This is a genomic window from Micromonospora sp. CA-249363, from assembly GCF_050950185.1.
GTDB lineage: Bacteria > Actinomycetota > Actinomycetes > Mycobacteriales > Micromonosporaceae > Micromonospora.
On record NZ_CP192020.1, the window covers coordinates 3,860,398 to 3,874,336 of the forward strand.

Consider the following 13,939-nt stretch of genomic DNA (forward strand, 5'->3'; position numbering starts at 1 on the left):
GGCCGCCGGCGCTCAGCGCACCTGGCGGTCAGCGCCGTCCGTCGCCGGGCGGTCGGCCGCGAGGCGTTCCCGCTGGGGTACGACCGTGTACCTCGGATCGCGCGCCGACACCGAGCCGGCCTCGAAGATCCCGAACCGGGTGGCCACCGACGAGGCCACCAGGGCCGCGCCGGAGAGCACCGAGAGGAGCCGGCGGCGTCGGGAGAGCAGCGCGGCGACCGCGCCGACGCTGATCAACCAGTTGCCCGCCCGGACCAGGCGACCGCTGTGACCGCTGCGGTAGGGCTCGCCCGTGATCGGCATCCGCTCCATCCGGTGACCGCCGACCAGCTTGATGGCCGCGCCGGCGACGGCGAGCCGTCGCAGTGGGGCGGTCTCGGCGGGGGGCGCCACGATGAGTCCGACCCCGGCGGCCGCGACGAGCGCGCTGCCGCCGAAGACGAACGGCATGTCGGGGTACGCGTCGTGCCAGGCCGGTACGGCGGTGTCGGCGAGCAGGACCCCGGTGTACGTGGCCAGCGCCGGGGCGGCGGCCGCCGCGGCGAGACCGGCGACGTCACCGACACCGGGCGCCAGCCGACGGGCGAGGCCCAGCACACCGTGCTGCGGCAGTCGTGGCGCGAGTTCCGCGATCGCGGCCACCCCGGCGGCCGGACCGAATGCGGTGAGGATCCAGGTGCCGATCGACATGGGCGAGGTCGGTTTGGCGACCCGCAGCATGTGGTGGAACCGTTCGGGCCGACCGAGGTCGTGCACCAACAGGTAGGCGCTCGCGAGGATGCCACCGAGGGCCGTCCAGCGGCCCACCCGACGCAGGGCGGGACGTCCGGTCAGTTGAGCGCCCGCGCCGATCAGGGCGCCTCCGGCGGCGAGGCCACCGGCGAACAGGTATCCAGCGATGTCGCGCTTCCACACCGGCGCCTTGAGGATCGGCCGGCCGTAGTAGGAGCTGAAGTCGGCCGGCGGCACGGTCAGCTGTTCACCGCCGTGGCCGCGCCCCCGCCGACCGTCGGGGCGGTCCAGGTGGGCCTGGTACGCGCGGAACCGGGCACCGACCCGGTCGTCCGGTGACGTCTCGTCGGTCATGGCCGCCTGCCGAGGAACGCGACCGCCGTGACGGCGGCCATCGTCAGGGCGGCGATGCCGGCGTGTTTCCACATGGCCGGTAGGTCCCGGGTGGTCACGATCGGATCCGGTGGTAGCCCGTACACCTCGGGCTCGTCGAGCAGCAGGAAGAACGCCCCGTCACCACCGACGCCGTCGTCCGGGTCGTGACCGTACAACCGCGCCTCCGGCACGCCCCGCTCGTGCAACACCTGCACCCGCGCCGCCGCCCGCTCGCGCAACTCGTCCAAGGGCCCGTACTGGATCGACTCCGTCGGACACGCCTGCGCACACGCCGGCGTCATCCCCACACCCAACCGGTCGTAACAGAGCGTGCACTTCCACGCCCGACCATCACCCTTACGCTGATCGATCACCCCGTACGGACACGCCGAAATGCAGTACCCACACCCGTTGCAGATGTCCTCCTGCACCACCACCGTCCCGAACTCCGTCCGGAACAACGACCCCGTCGGACACACATCCAAACAGGCCGCATGCGTGCAGTGCTTACACACATCCGACATCATCAACCACCGGAAATCCGTCCGCCCCTCCCCACCCGTGCCCCGTCCCGGTGGCTGCGCACCCGGCATACCCAGGAACTCCGGGCCGCCCGACATGCGGGTCGCCGCGCCGGGCTCGCCGGGTGGCAGACCCGGGTCCGTGCCGGTGTCGGTGTCGGTCCGCGACCCGACGGCCGCGGTCGCCGGGCTGACGGCCGGCCCGTCCGGGTAACCGGCGAACGGCGGACTGGCCCAGCCGACCGGGCGCGGCTGCTCCACGAACGCCACGTGCCGCCACGAGTTCGCCGTCAACGCACCCGTGTTGTCGTACGACATACCCAGCAGATCCAGACCACTCTCCGGAACGCCGTTCCACTCCTTGCACGCCACCTCACACGCCTTGCACCCGATACACACACTCGTGTCGGTGAAGAACCCCATCCGCGCCGGCGCGTCCACGTACCCCGCGTCCGGCGCCGGATCGAGCGGCCCGTACAGGGCGTTGGCATGCGGCATCGCTCAGTCCTCCTGGTCGCTGCTGCTGTCGGCGACGTCCGTCGTGACCAGCGGCGGATAGCGGTGGCTCAGGTTCCCCGACCGTCGCCGGTAGTCCATGACGAGATCCAGCAGCTCCTGCCCTCGCGGACGCCGGCCGGGCCGGACGTCGCACGTGCCGACCTTGCTCTCCTGGATGAGGACGTTGGGGTCGAGGGTGATGCCGAACAGGTCGTTGGCCGAATCACCGGTGACCAGACCCTCGAACCCGAAGTGGTACGGCAACCACACCTGGTGCAGGATCCGACCGTCCACCCGCAGGGGCGTCACGCGGTCGGTCACCAGGACCCGGGCCTCGATGGCCGCACGGGCGGTGACCAGGTGCGCCCAGCCCAGGTGAGTCAGTCCCAGCTGCACGGCCAACTCGGGCGACACCTCGACGAACATCTCCGGCTGCAACTCGGCGAGGTGCGGCACGGTCCGGCTCATGCCACCGGCGGTGTGGTGCTCGGTGAGCCGGCTGACCGTGAACACGTACGGGAAGACGTCGACCTGCTGCTCCGGCGGGCTCGGGTTGAGGGTGTTGATCGGATGCGTGTAGACCTTGCGGGTCGGGTTGGCCTGCTGGCGGTAGAGCGGATTCCGCACCGGCGACTCGACCGGCTCGTAGTGGGTCGGCAGCGGCCCGTCCAGCACGCCGCTGGGCGCGTACAGCCAGCCCTTCCCGTCGCCCTGGAGGATGAACGGGTCGTCGCCCGCGATGCCCGCGACGCCCGAGGTGTCCGGCGGGGGCCGGTACGACGGCGGCTTGGTCTTCTCGAAGTCCGGCACGTCGTATCCGGTCCACTCGGATTTCTCCGGGTCCCACCAGACGTACTTCTTGCGTTCGCTCCACGGGTTGCCGTCCGGGTCGGCGGAGGCACGGTTGTAGAGGATCCGCCGGTTGGACGGCCAGGCCCAACCCCATTCGAGCGCCACCATCGACTGTTCCGCGCCGGGCTTGCGGCGGGCGGCCTGGTTGACGCCGTCGGCGTACACCCCGCTGTAGATCCAGCAGCCACCCGCCGTGGAGCCGTCGTCCTTCATCTCCGTGTAGCTCGCCAGTGGTCGGCCGGTCGTCACGTCGTACCCGTTGATCTCGCGCAGGACCGCCTCGGCGCTGGGCTCCGCGTGCGGACCGTGCGTGGGGTAGTCCCAGGCGAGGTCGAGCAGCGCCCGGTCGCGGGGCCGGGTGGAGCGTGCGAGGCGTTCCCGGACGATGCGGCCGAGGTGGTAGAAGAACCACAGCTCGGAGCGGGCGTCGCCCGGCGGCTCGACGGCCTTCTCCCGCCACTGCAACAGCCGCTGCGTCTGCGTGAAGGTGCCCTCCTTCTCCACGTGCGACGCCGCCGGGAGGAAGAACACCTCGGTCCGGCACTCCTCGGGCACGATCTCGCCCGTCTCCGTCTCCGGACCGTTCTTCCAGAAGGTCGCACTCTCGATCATGAACAGGTCGCGCACGACCAGCCAGTCGAGGTTCGCCATGCCGAGGCGCTGCGCCCGACCGTGCGCGGACCCCACCGCCGGGTTCTGGCCGAGCAGGAAGTACCCCTTGACCTTCCCGTCGATCATGTTCAACACCTGCTGGTAGGTGCCGTGGTCACCGGTCATCCGGGGCAGGTGGCCGTAGCAGTAGTCGTTGTCGGCGGTGGCCGCGTCACCCCAGTACGCCTTGAGCAGGTTCACCCCGTAGATGCGCGCGTCGCCCCAGAAGCCCTTCTGGTCGGGGTGGGCGATGCTGTTGATCCAGTCGTCGAGGGTCGGGTGGTCGGCGTGGTGGGGCATCGGCAGGTAGCCGGGCAGCAGGTTGAACAGGGTCGGGATGTCGGTCGAGCCCTGGATGCTGGCGTGCCCGCGCAGCGCCATGACCCCGCCACCCGGGCGACCGACGTTGCCCAGCAGCAGTTGGATGATCGCCCCGGCCCGGATGTACTGCACGCCCACGCTGTGCTGGGTCCAGCCCACCGAGTAGACGAGCATGCCGGTGCGCTCCCGACCCGAGTTCTCGGTCCACGCGCGCGCCAACTCCAGGAACTTCTCCTGCGGGATGCCGCAGACCCGCTCGACCATCTCCGGGGTGTAGCGGGCGTAGTGGCGCTTGAGGATCTGGTAGACGCAGCGCGGATGCCGCAGCGTCTCGTCCCGCTGCGTCTGCCCGCCCACCGGCGCGCCGTGCGACTCGTGCTCCAACCCGGCCGCCGTCTCCCGCTGCGTCTCGGTGTCGCGGGTGGAGATGTTCTCCGGGGCGCCCTCGTACTGCCAACTGCTCTGGTCGTAGCTGGCGTTGGCCTCGACGAAGCCGGAGAAGAGTCCGTGCAGATCCTCGGTGTCCCGGAAGTCCTCGGTCACGATGGTGGCGGCGTTGGTGTAGGCGAGGACGTACTCGCGGAAGTCCAACTCGTTGTCGAGGATGTAGCGGATCACCCCACCCAGCAGCGCGATGTCCGTCCCCGCCCGGATCGGCAGGTACGCGTCCGCCAGCGCGCTGGTCCGCGTGAACCGCGGATCGACGTGGAACACCTTCGCGCCGCGACGCTTGGCCTCCATCACCCACTGGAAACCCACCGGGTGCGCCTCGGCCATGTTCGAACCCTGGATGACGATCACGTCGGAGTTCGACAGGTCCTGCTGGTACTGGGTGGCGCCGCCGCGACCGAAGCTGGTCCCCAGACCGGGGACGGTGGCGGAGTGTCAAATACGGGCCTGGTTCTCGATCTGCAACGCCCCCATCGCCGTGAACAACTTCTTGATGAGGTAGTTCTCCTCGTTGTCCAGCGTCGCCCCACCCAGACTGGAGATCCCCAACGTCCGGTTCAGGGGCCGACCCTCGGCGTCGCGGTCCTCCCAGGTCTCGTCCCGGGCGGCCAGGACCCGGTCCGCGATCATGTTCATCGCCGTATCGAGGTCGAGGTCCTCCCACTCCGTGCCGTACGGCCGGCGGTAGCGGACCGTCGTCTGACGCAGCGGACTCGTCACCAGGCTCTTGCTCGCCGCCCCCTTGGGACACAGGCGGCCCCGCGAGATCGGACTGTCCGGATCACCCTCGATCTGCGTGACCTGCCCGTCCGTCACGAAGACCCGCTGACCACACCCCACCGCACAGTACGGACACACCGAACGGGCGACCGAATCGGCGGTCTCGGTACGGGCGGTCAGAGCGGCCGAGCCCGCCGACTTGGCGGCGGTGCCGCGACCGAGCGGGTCGGTGCCCGCGAGCTGGCGATAGAGGGGCCAGCTCTCGATCCAGCGGCGCACCCCCATCGCTGCACCTTCCCGACGAAAGTCACTGAACGTGAACAATCCGACAGTAGATGAGGGGCCGGCCCGGGCGCAGCGGGATCAGCGGGAACGCCTACTCGTGATCACCTCGCGGGTTGCTCGACGGCCAGATGGTCGCCGAAGGTGCGGTAGCGGCGCAGCTCCCAGAGCAGCCAGCCGATGCTGACGATCGCCACGGCGACGAAGACGAACGAGCCGGTGAACGTGTCCCAGAGGGTGTGCAGGACGACCACGCCCACGAAGGTGCCGAGGAACCCGAACAGGCGGCGGACGCTCGGGGCGGCCAGCAGCGCCCACAACGCGCCGGCGGTCAACCCGGTCCAGGCGGTGTGCCCGGCGGGCGCGGTCAGACCACGGATGAACAGGGTCTGCTCCACCGCGCCGATGTTGCCCTTCGAGCCGAGCAGGGCGGTGAACGCGTACCCCATCGTCTCCAGCGCGGCGAAGCCCATGCCGGCGGCCACGCCGATGACCAGACCGTCGGACGGCACCCGGCGGCGGTGCTGGGCCAGGGCCGTGAACAACAGCACCACGGGGACGATCAGCTTGGCCGACTCCTCGATCAGCGCCACGAACAGCATGGGCAGGGTGCCGAGGCCGCGCAGGGTGTCGTACTCCAGGGTGCCGGCCACCACCGTGCCGATCACCCCGCCGAAGAACGCCGACGTCACCAGAACCGAGGCCGGCACCTGCCACCGCCCGGTACGGGCCTGGGCGAACGTCAGGAACGTCAGGGGCGCCAGGGTCGCGCCGAGCAGGATCAGCGCCGGCACGAAGTTCGGATTCTGCGTACGGACCAGCGTCCGCAGCACCGCCAGGTAGAGGACCAGCCCGACAACGAGCACACCGACCCACGCCCACCGGCGAGAACGATCACGCATACCGGGGAGTCTTACGGATCCAGGTTACGAAGACCAGCCTGGGTGTTGTGATGGCTGCGATGACTCGCCACGCATCGCTGCGGCCACTGCTGCGCGACCGGACGGCTCCGAAGCAGCCGGCGTTCATCGAGCTCTTCTTCGACCTGGTGTACGTCTTCGCCCTGACCCAGCTCACTCACCTGCTGGTCAACGACCTCACCCTGGAGGGTGGGTTCGAGGCGCTCGTGCTGCTGCTGGCGCTCTGGTGGATCTGGCTCCTGACCGCGTGGATGACCGACCAGTTCGACCCGCAGCACGCGTCGGTCCAGTGGTACGTGGTGCTGGTCATGTTCGGCGTCTTCCTGATGGCCATCCAGGTGCCCGAGGGATTCCACGGCAACGGCCCGTTCTTCGCCGCCACCTTCGCCCTCATCAATTTCGGGCGCTTCCTGTTCGTCGTACGGGCAGCCCGCACCACACCCGTGCTGAACCACGTGCTGCGGGCCCGGTTCTGGTCCCTGATCTCGACGCTGCTGTGGATCCCCGGAGCATTCGTCGACGGTTGGGCCCGCGGCCTCCTGTGGCTGGGGGCGCTGACCGTGGACTACGTCGCGGCGGCGCTGCGCTGGCCCACCCCGCGCCGGTTCGGTCACGAGCGGGGACCGGCCCTGGAGATCACCGCCACCCACATCGCCGAGCGTTACCGGCAGGTCTTCATCATCGCGCTCGGCGAGATCGTCCTGGCCATGGGCATGACCTTCACCAACATCAGTTCCTACGGGTTCACGCCCCGACGCATGGTGGCGCTCGTCCTCGCCTTCGCCAGCGCCGCGCTCATGTGGCGGCTCTACATCTACCAGGCGGGAAGCCAGCTCGGGCCGGCCATCAACGCCGCCCGCGACCCCCACCGGCTCAGCCAGTGGTCGGCGTACGCCCACATGACCATGGTCGCCGGGACCCTCCTCGCGGCGGTCGGCTTCACGCTGGCCATGGACCGTCCCGCCGCGCACACGCCACCGCCCTGGATCGCCGGCATCATCGGCGGTCCCGCCCTGTTCCTGCTGGGGCGCGTCGGCTTCGAATACGTGATCTTCGGTCGGGTGACCGTACCCCGGTTGATCGCCATCCTCGCCCTGGCCGCCCTGTCCCCCGTGGCGATCCACCTGCCGCCGGAGGTTCCATTGGCCTTCACGACGCTGGTCCTCGCGGCGCTCGCCGCCGAGGACACGGCGCGCGGCCGGCGCCGCCCACCGAAACAGGCGATGCCACCCGCCTGACAGCGGCCCATCGTCCACCGCAAGCCCTGCCAGTCTCGGTCACGGTCACGGCGGATGCGGTGGTGAGCGGTATACCCCAGAGTCATATTCATACCTCTGTGGCATACCGCTCAACAGCAAATCGCCACGGCGAGCCGCAAAGCGAATGACCAGCGTGACAGAAGCCGGACAGGGTGAAATGGTCTCGTGGTGGCCACCTACGACGTCGCCCTCGTGCTGCTCGTCGATCCGTCCGGGGCCGTGCTCATGCAGCATCGCGACGAGCACGCCCCCGTCTCGCCGAACCAGTGGAGCCTTCCTGGCGGCCACCTGGAGCCCGGCGAGTCGCCCGAGCAGGCGGCCCGCCGCGAGCTGCTGGAGGAGACCGGTCTGACAGGAGGACGTCGTGCTCGGCGAGGGGCGGGCCATGGTCTTCGTGCCGCGCGACGAGGTGTTCGATCGGAAGCTGGCGGCCTCCACCGCCGCGGTGTTGTCGATGCACCTCGGGGACGCCTGATCCACGGTTCGGCCAGGCGCCCCCGGTCTAGCCGCCATCCATGCAGCTCGGACGGCGCGTCCGTCGGTGACAAGGACCGGTGAGAGTGCCATAGTCCCGTCATGGCCACTTTCGACGTCGCTCTCGTGCTGCTCGTCGATCCCACCGGGGCGGTGTTGATGCAGCATCGCGACGAGCACACGCCCGTCTCGCCGAACCAGTGGGGCCTCCCCGGGGGCCACGTCGAGCCCGGCGAGACGCCCGAGCAGGGAGCCCGCCGCGAGCTGCTGGAGGAGACGGGCCTGAGCGCCGGTGAGCTGCGCCTGCTGTGGAGCGGTCCGCGTCCGTACGAGGCGGGCTTCCCGCACACCGTGACGGTGCACGCCTTCCATGGCACCACCACCGCGCGGCAGGAGGACGTCGTACTCGGCGAGGGGCAGGCGATGGTCTTCGTGCCGCGCGACGAGGTGCTCGATCGGGAACTGGTGGCCACCACCGCGCTGGTGTTGTCGATGCACCTGGGCAGCACGGTCAACGCGCCCGCGGAACGGTAGCCACCTGCTCCCTCGACGGTCGCTCCGAAATGAGGTTGTCGGCGTGGTGACGCGGGCCTACCGTCATGGGGCACTTTCCGGTGCGCAGGCAACGGCTACTTCCGCTTCCAACGGGGAGACGTGGGTTCGAATCCCACCGCCACTTCGGGTGGCGTCGACCAGCGGCCCAGGTCACCTTGGCCCGCGAGGGCCGGTCGCCGTCGCCGCTTCGATCTCGGGAGGTGCGCTCGCCGCACGCCCGGTGCGACGGATACGGCTACTTCTGGTAAAGGCCCGGCAAGGGCCTGCGGTTCGAGCCCGCAAAACACCGTGTCCATCCTTGATCTCGGGCGTGCGGCGCGTCCGCACAAGGGCTCGTCACGTGATCACAAACTCCGTTGCCCGCCCGGCGCCACCGCCGCTACGGTCGTGACCGCACTTCCCGGTGCGCAGGCGACGGTTACATCTGGAGGGGTTTCGGCCCTGGTGAAGGACATCCGTCGCCGACCTCGATCTCGGGGAGCGCGACCACACGCACACCCGGTGCGCAGGCAACGGTTACTTCCCGGATCCGCAGATGGGGGTTCGAATCCCTCCGGCACCTTCGGGTGAGTGGTTCAACGGACAGAACGGCGGACCAGTCCGTGGCCGACTTCGATCTCGGGTGTGCGTGGTGGTGGCGCCTTCTCGGCCGACCGACGTGGGGGACGTCATGGCCAAGTTCAACCTCAAGCCTCGCACGAGCCGGCAGCGGCCGGTGACCGCCGAGGGCGCGCCCGGTGTCGTCCGCGAGCCGCGCCTCGAACTGTTCCTGCTCGGTGTCTCGAACATGATTGGCGAGGCCACCTTCTACGAGGGCTCCACCTACCGGGACGCCCGATTCCGCGACCTGGTCGCCACCGTCGCCGTCGCTGACCCCGACTGGTTCGGCCGGTTCGTGCCGTGGCTCCGGACCGGCGCGATGATGCGCTCGGCGTCCGTGGTGGCGGCCCTCGAGGGCGCCCGCGCCCAGGTGGCGGCCGGGATACCGGGTTCGCGCGCGGTCGTCGACGCGGCGTTGCAGCGTGCCGACGAGCCGGGTGAGGCGCTCGCGTACTGGCTGGCTCGTCACGGCCGGGCACTGCCCAAGCCGGTGAAGCGGGGCATCGCCGACGCCGCGGTCCGGCTGTACACCGAGCGGAGCCTGCTCAAGTACGACTCTGTCGGCCGCCAGGTGCGCTTCGGTGACGTCCTCGACCTGACCCACCCCACCGCCCGGGACGAGCGGCAGGGTGACCTGTTCCGGCACGCGCTGGATCGGCGGCACCAGCGGGACAATCCGGTTCCGGAGTCCCTGCGGATGCTCAGGGCGCGGGACGCGCTCATGGCGATGCCGGTCGAGCAGCGCGCAGAGGTCGCCGACCGGGCCGCGTTGGACGAGGCGGGTATGACGTGGGAGGCCCTGGCCGGCTGGCGACAGACGGCGATGGACGCGGCGGCATGGGAGTCCGTCATCCCGACGATGGGCTACCTGGCGCTGCTGCGTAACCTGCGCAACTTCGACCAGGTCGGAGTCGGCGACGCCGTCGCCGGGACGGTGGCGGCCACGCTCTCCGACCCGGCGCAGGTGGCGAGGTCGCGGGTACTGCCGATGCGCTTCCTGTCGGCGTACAACGCGGCACCGAGCCTGCGGTGGGCGTACCCGCTGGAGACGGCGTTGCAGCACGCCCTCGCACACGTTCCCGCCCTGGACGGACGGACGCTGATCCTCATCGACACGTCCGGCTCGATGCAGAGCGGGTTCAGCAAGGACGGCACGCTGCGCTGCTGGGACGCCGCCACGGTGTTCGGTCTCGCGCTGGCCGCCCGCGCGCAGGCGGCCACGGTGGTGTCGTTCTCCGGTCACAGCCGGGTGTTCCCGGCGGTGGCGGGTGAGTCGGTCCTCGCGGCGGTACGGCGTTTCAAGGAGGGCGGCTACTTCATCGGCGGGGGAACCGACACCGAGAAGGCGGTCCGGACGCACTTCAGCGGTCACGACCGGCTGATCATCCTCACCGACGAGCAGGCCCACTGGCACGGTTCGGCGGATGTGGTCGCGACGGTGCCGGCGGAGACGCCCGTGTACACCTGGAACCTCGCCGGGTACCGGGTCGGGCACACGAGGAACGGGACGAGCCGACACACCTTCGGTGGGCTGTCCGACGCCGCGTTCGCGATGATCCCGCTCATCGAGGCCGGGTCCGCCGAGCGGTGGCCCTTCTGATCCGCGCCGCGGGGGCCGCCGGCCCCCGTGGCGCGCGGCTCAGGGCAGGAACTCGCCGGTCAGGGCGATGAGGGCGCGGGCGGCGGCGCCGACCGGGCGGTCCACGGGCGTGGCCAGCGACGCGGTCCAGTCCAGGTCGGCGTCGGTGACGGTCAGGGTGCGGACTCCGGCAGCGTCGGCGACGACGAATCGGGGCAGCAGGGCGATACCGAGACCGTGCCGGACGTGGTCGGCGCCGGTGGCGATGTCGGGGATCTCGATGGTGACGCGCCGGGACAGGCCGGCGGTGGCGAACGCCCGGTCGGTGACGGCGCGGTTGCCGTAGCCGATCGGGGAGTCGATGAAGTCGAGGCCGGCGAGGTCGCGCAGCGACACCGCCTCGTTCGCGGCGAGCGGGTGACCGTCCGGCACGACAAGATCGATCACCGACCGGGCCAGCTCGGTGAGGTGGATCTCCGCCGGTGGCGTGCCGGGCAGCGAGACGAACGCGAGGTCGAGCCGGCGTTCGGTGAGCGCGTCGATGAGCCCCTGGGAGCCGGACGGCGCGACGCTGGTGTGCAGCAGCACCCCGGGGTGCCGGCGGTGGAACTCGCCGAGCAGGGCCGGCAGGTGCAGGAGCCTGATCGAGGTCATCGTGCCGATGCGCAGGGTGCCCCGGAGGCCGCCGTGCACCTCGGCGACCGCGTCGCGGGCGTCCCGGGCCGCGTCCAGGGCGATCCGGGCGCGCGGTAGCAGGGCGACACCGGCGTCGGTCAGGAGTACGCGTTTGGAGTTGCGGTCCAGCAGCGGCGCGCCCAGCTCGCGTTCCAGCGTCTTCACGGCCGCCGAGACGGCGGACTGCACGACGTGCAGGCGGGCGGCGGCGCGGGTGAAGTTCTGCTCCTCGGCCACCGCGACGAAGTACTCGAGCTGGCGCAGTTCCACGCCGCCAAGTATCACTCACAGCGATGGTGACTAGCGCCAACTTTCGTTGGACGTGATGATCGGGTGGGGTGACAGTGGGCTCATGTCGTCTACGACCCTGTCCTCCCGCCAGCCCGTCACCCCGGCTGACACTGGCGGAGGATCGTCCCGCCACGGCCGCGGCTTCTGGGCCATCGCGCTGGCGTTCCTCACCGCGATGGCGTTCTGCACCGTGCCGTCCCCGCTCTACCCGCTCTACCAGGCGCGGGACGGCTTCTCCACGTTCGCGGTCACGATCGTGTTCGCGGCGTACGCGGTGGGTGTGGTGATCAGCCTGCTGCTCGCCGGGCACGTGTCGGACTGGGTCGGCCGCAAGAGGATCCTCGTCCCGGCGCTGGCGCTGGAACTGGTCGCCGCCGCGCTGTTCCTGAGCGACACGTCCCTGCCGGTGCTGCTGGTCGCCCGTCTGGTGAGCGGGCTGGGCATCGGCATGATCACCGCGACGGCCACCGCCTACCTCCAGGAGTTGCACGCGGCGCACCGTCCCGACGCGTCCCGGCAGCGCTTCGAGGTGGTCTCCACCGCCGCGAACATCGGCGGCCTCGGCGTGGGCGCGCTGGTCGCGGGCGTCCTCGCCCAGTACGTGCACGCGCCGCTGCGCACCCCGTACCTGGTGTTCGCCGTGCTGCTGGCCGTCAGCCTCGTGGCGGTCGCGGCGACGCCGGAGACCGTGCCCCAGCAACCGGTCCGGCCCACCTACCGGCCGCAGCGGATCAGCGCCGACCACGGTGATCCCGCCGGGTACGTGGCGGCCACCGCCGCCGGCTTCGCGTCGTTCGCCGTGTTCGGCCTGTTCACCTCCGTGGCGCCGGGCTTCGTCGCCGGCGCCCTGCACCTGCCGTCGCGGGCGCTGGCCGGGGCGGTCGTGTTCGCCGTGTTCGGCGGCGCGGCCGTGGCGCAGAGCCTCACCACCCGGCTGCCCGCCCGGGCCAAGGTACGGCTCGGACTGCTGGCGCAGGCCGTCGGCGTGCCCGTCGTGCTGGTGGGGATGCACACCGCGAGCCTTACCGCGTTCCTCATCGGTGGCGTGCTCGCCGGCGTCGGCGCGGGCGTGCTGTTCAAGGCCGCCGTCGGCACGGTCGCGGCGATGGCCGTGCCCGCCCGGCGCGGCGAGGCCCTGGCCGGGCTGTTTCTCATCGCCTACCTCGGGATGAGCCTGCCGGCCCTCGGCATCGGGATCGCCACCCGCGCGGTCAGCACGATCACCGCGATGAACTGGTTCACCGGCCTCCTGCTCGTCCTGTTGGCCGGCGTGACGGCACTGTTCCGCCGCAGCTCCGCGAACCGCTGACCGGGGCCGGGCGCGGTCAGCCTGCGACGGACCAGAACGGTTCCAGCAGGTCCGGGTCCGCGACATAGGCCGCGACCTGGGTACGCTCCGACTCCGTCAGCGTGAGCGCGCGCAGTCGGGCGCCCCACTCGGGCACCCGGTCGGTCTTGCCCAGCGCCACCGACAACTCGACGAGGGCGGCGAGCGCCATCGCCTGCTCGACCACCGGGGCGTCCTCGGCGCGGCGGCGCATCCCCGAGTCGAGCGCCCGGTAGGCGGCCCGGTCGTCGGTCTTGAACTCGCGCAGGATCCGCGCGTTGTCCAGTACCCGGGCCAGCCCCTGGAGCTTGGACGACCCGCCGTACTCCAGGTCCTGCGGCTCGTCGCGGCGGATGAAGACGATGGTGTTGCCCGACGGGTCGACGATGCTGAACCGCGACGCCCCCGCCCGGAAGCGGGTCATCCGGGGCAGGCCCTTGACGAGCACCTTCCCGTACGCGCGGCGCATCGCCTCGGCGAACGCGGCGTGGTACGGCGCGACCGCGTCGACCATGACCAGGGCACCGCCGGACTGCTCCCGCGCCGGGTCGAGGTCCTTCGGCGCGGGGCCGTAGTGCAGGTCGAACCCGCTCCACCGGAACGCCAGGTACACGTACGGCCGCAACTGCTCGTAGGTCACCTCGAAGCCGAGGGCCCGCCAGAACGCCAGGGTCTCCTCCGGTGCCGGGCAGGGCAGCAGCGGCACGGTGGTCTCGTTCGGCTGGACGCGGTCCTCGCTGATCGTCACGGTCACTCCCCCGGTCGGCAGGCCGGCCATTGTGCCAGCCTCGGCGGCGGATCGCGCCCGACGTCATCTCCTACCCAGGGAGGAGGCGGCCTCCGACCCGGAGCCGTGA

The 13,939-nt window shown here is 70.9% G+C and carries 10 protein-coding genes and 1 pseudogene; 5 read left to right on the plus strand and 6 right to left on the minus strand.

Annotation, left to right across the window (positions count from 1 at the left end; translation table 11 throughout):
- Positions 1-12: 12 nt before the first annotated feature.
- The 4 genes from nrfD to ACQPZK_RS17730 form a co-directional block, all read right to left on the minus strand.
- Positions 13-1,086 (minus strand): NrfD/PsrC family molybdoenzyme membrane anchor subunit, encoded by a 1,074-nt coding sequence (nrfD, locus tag ACQPZK_RS17715; RefSeq protein ID WP_433534027.1) that lies wholly within the window; start codon positions 1,084-1,086, stop codon positions 13-15.
- A complete protein-coding gene (locus ACQPZK_RS17720; RefSeq protein WP_433534028.1) occupies positions 1,083-2,126 on the minus strand; it encodes a 4Fe-4S dicluster domain-containing protein in 1,044 nt (347 codons plus the stop codon). The genes nrfD and ACQPZK_RS17720 overlap by 4 nt, the downstream gene beginning before the upstream one ends.
- A gap of 3 nt (positions 2,127-2,129) precedes the next feature.
- Entirely contained in the window at positions 2,130-5,405 is a 3,276-nt protein-coding gene (fdh, locus tag ACQPZK_RS17725) for a formate dehydrogenase (RefSeq protein ID WP_433534029.1), read from the minus strand.
- A gap of 101 nt (positions 5,406-5,506) precedes the next feature.
- Complete coding sequence (locus ACQPZK_RS17730) at positions 5,507-6,304, minus strand: PrsW family intramembrane metalloprotease (protein ID WP_433534030.1); 798 nt, start codon at positions 6,302-6,304, stop codon at positions 5,507-5,509.
- Positions 6,305-6,363: 59 nt separating this feature from the next.
- Here ACQPZK_RS17730 and ACQPZK_RS17735 point away from each other — a divergent pair, with 59 nt between their 5' ends.
- From ACQPZK_RS17735 to ACQPZK_RS17750, 4 genes and pseudogenes are all read left to right on the plus strand, one after another.
- Positions 6,364-7,560 carry a low temperature requirement protein A gene (locus tag ACQPZK_RS17735; RefSeq protein WP_433534031.1) on the plus strand — a complete coding sequence of 399 codons (1,197 nt, stop codon included), beginning with the start codon at positions 6,364-6,366 and terminating at the stop codon, positions 7,558-7,560.
- A gap of 246 nt (positions 7,561-7,806) precedes the next feature.
- Positions 7,807-7,878, plus strand: a pseudogene (locus ACQPZK_RS17740) (NUDIX hydrolase); the annotation flags it as partial.
- A gap of 279 nt (positions 7,879-8,157) precedes the next feature.
- Entirely contained in the window at positions 8,158-8,589 is a 432-nt protein-coding gene (locus ACQPZK_RS17745; protein WP_433534032.1) for an NUDIX hydrolase, read from the plus strand.
- A 691-nt stretch (positions 8,590-9,280) separates the two neighbouring features.
- Positions 9,281-10,810: a TROVE domain-containing protein gene (locus tag ACQPZK_RS17750; RefSeq protein ID WP_433534033.1), complete on the plus strand. Its 1,530-nt coding sequence runs from the start codon at positions 9,281-9,283 to the stop codon at positions 10,808-10,810.
- Between the two features lie 39 nt (positions 10,811-10,849).
- Here ACQPZK_RS17750 and ACQPZK_RS17755 read toward each other — a convergent pair whose 3' ends face one another.
- Positions 10,850-11,734, minus strand: a complete 885-nt coding sequence (locus ACQPZK_RS17755) for a LysR family transcriptional regulator (RefSeq protein ID WP_433534034.1) — start codon at positions 11,732-11,734, stop codon at positions 10,850-10,852.
- A gap of 82 nt (positions 11,735-11,816) precedes the next feature.
- Between ACQPZK_RS17755 and ACQPZK_RS17760 the strand changes: the two genes are divergently transcribed.
- Positions 11,817-13,064 carry an MFS transporter gene (locus tag ACQPZK_RS17760; RefSeq protein WP_433534035.1) on the plus strand — a complete coding sequence of 416 codons (1,248 nt, stop codon included), beginning with the start codon at positions 11,817-11,819 and terminating at the stop codon, positions 13,062-13,064.
- A 16-nt stretch (positions 13,065-13,080) separates the two neighbouring features.
- On the opposite strand, the gene ACQPZK_RS17765 is transcribed toward ACQPZK_RS17760, so the two are convergent.
- Entirely contained in the window at positions 13,081-13,830 is a 750-nt protein-coding gene (locus ACQPZK_RS17765) for a glyoxalase (protein ID WP_433534036.1), read from the minus strand.
- Positions 13,831-13,939 lie beyond the last annotated feature (109 nt).

Excerpts from the sequence above, each read along its gene's own strand:
- ACQPZK_RS17760 (WP_433534035.1), top strand. The coding sequence starts at position 11,817 with ATGTCGTCTACGACCCTGTCCTCCCGCCAGCCCGTCACCCCGGCTGAC.
- ACQPZK_RS17735 (WP_433534031.1), top strand. The coding sequence starts at position 6,364 with ATGACTCGCCACGCATCGCTGCGGCCACTGCTGCGCGACCGGACGGCT.
- ACQPZK_RS17720 (WP_433534028.1), bottom strand. The coding sequence starts at position 2,126 with ATGCCGCATGCCAACGCCCTGTACGGGCCGCTCGATCCGGCGCCGGAC.
- ACQPZK_RS17750 (WP_433534033.1), top strand. The coding sequence starts at position 9,281 with ATGGCCAAGTTCAACCTCAAGCCTCGCACGAGCCGGCAGCGGCCGGTG.
- ACQPZK_RS17730 (WP_433534030.1), bottom strand. The coding sequence starts at position 6,304 with ATGCGTGATCGTTCTCGCCGGTGGGCGTGGGTCGGTGTGCTCGTTGTC.
- ACQPZK_RS17745 (WP_433534032.1), top strand. The coding sequence starts at position 8,158 with ATGGCCACTTTCGACGTCGCTCTCGTGCTGCTCGTCGATCCCACCGGG.
- nrfD (WP_433534027.1), bottom strand. The coding sequence starts at position 1,086 with ATGACCGACGAGACGTCACCGGACGACCGGGTCGGTGCCCGGTTCCGC.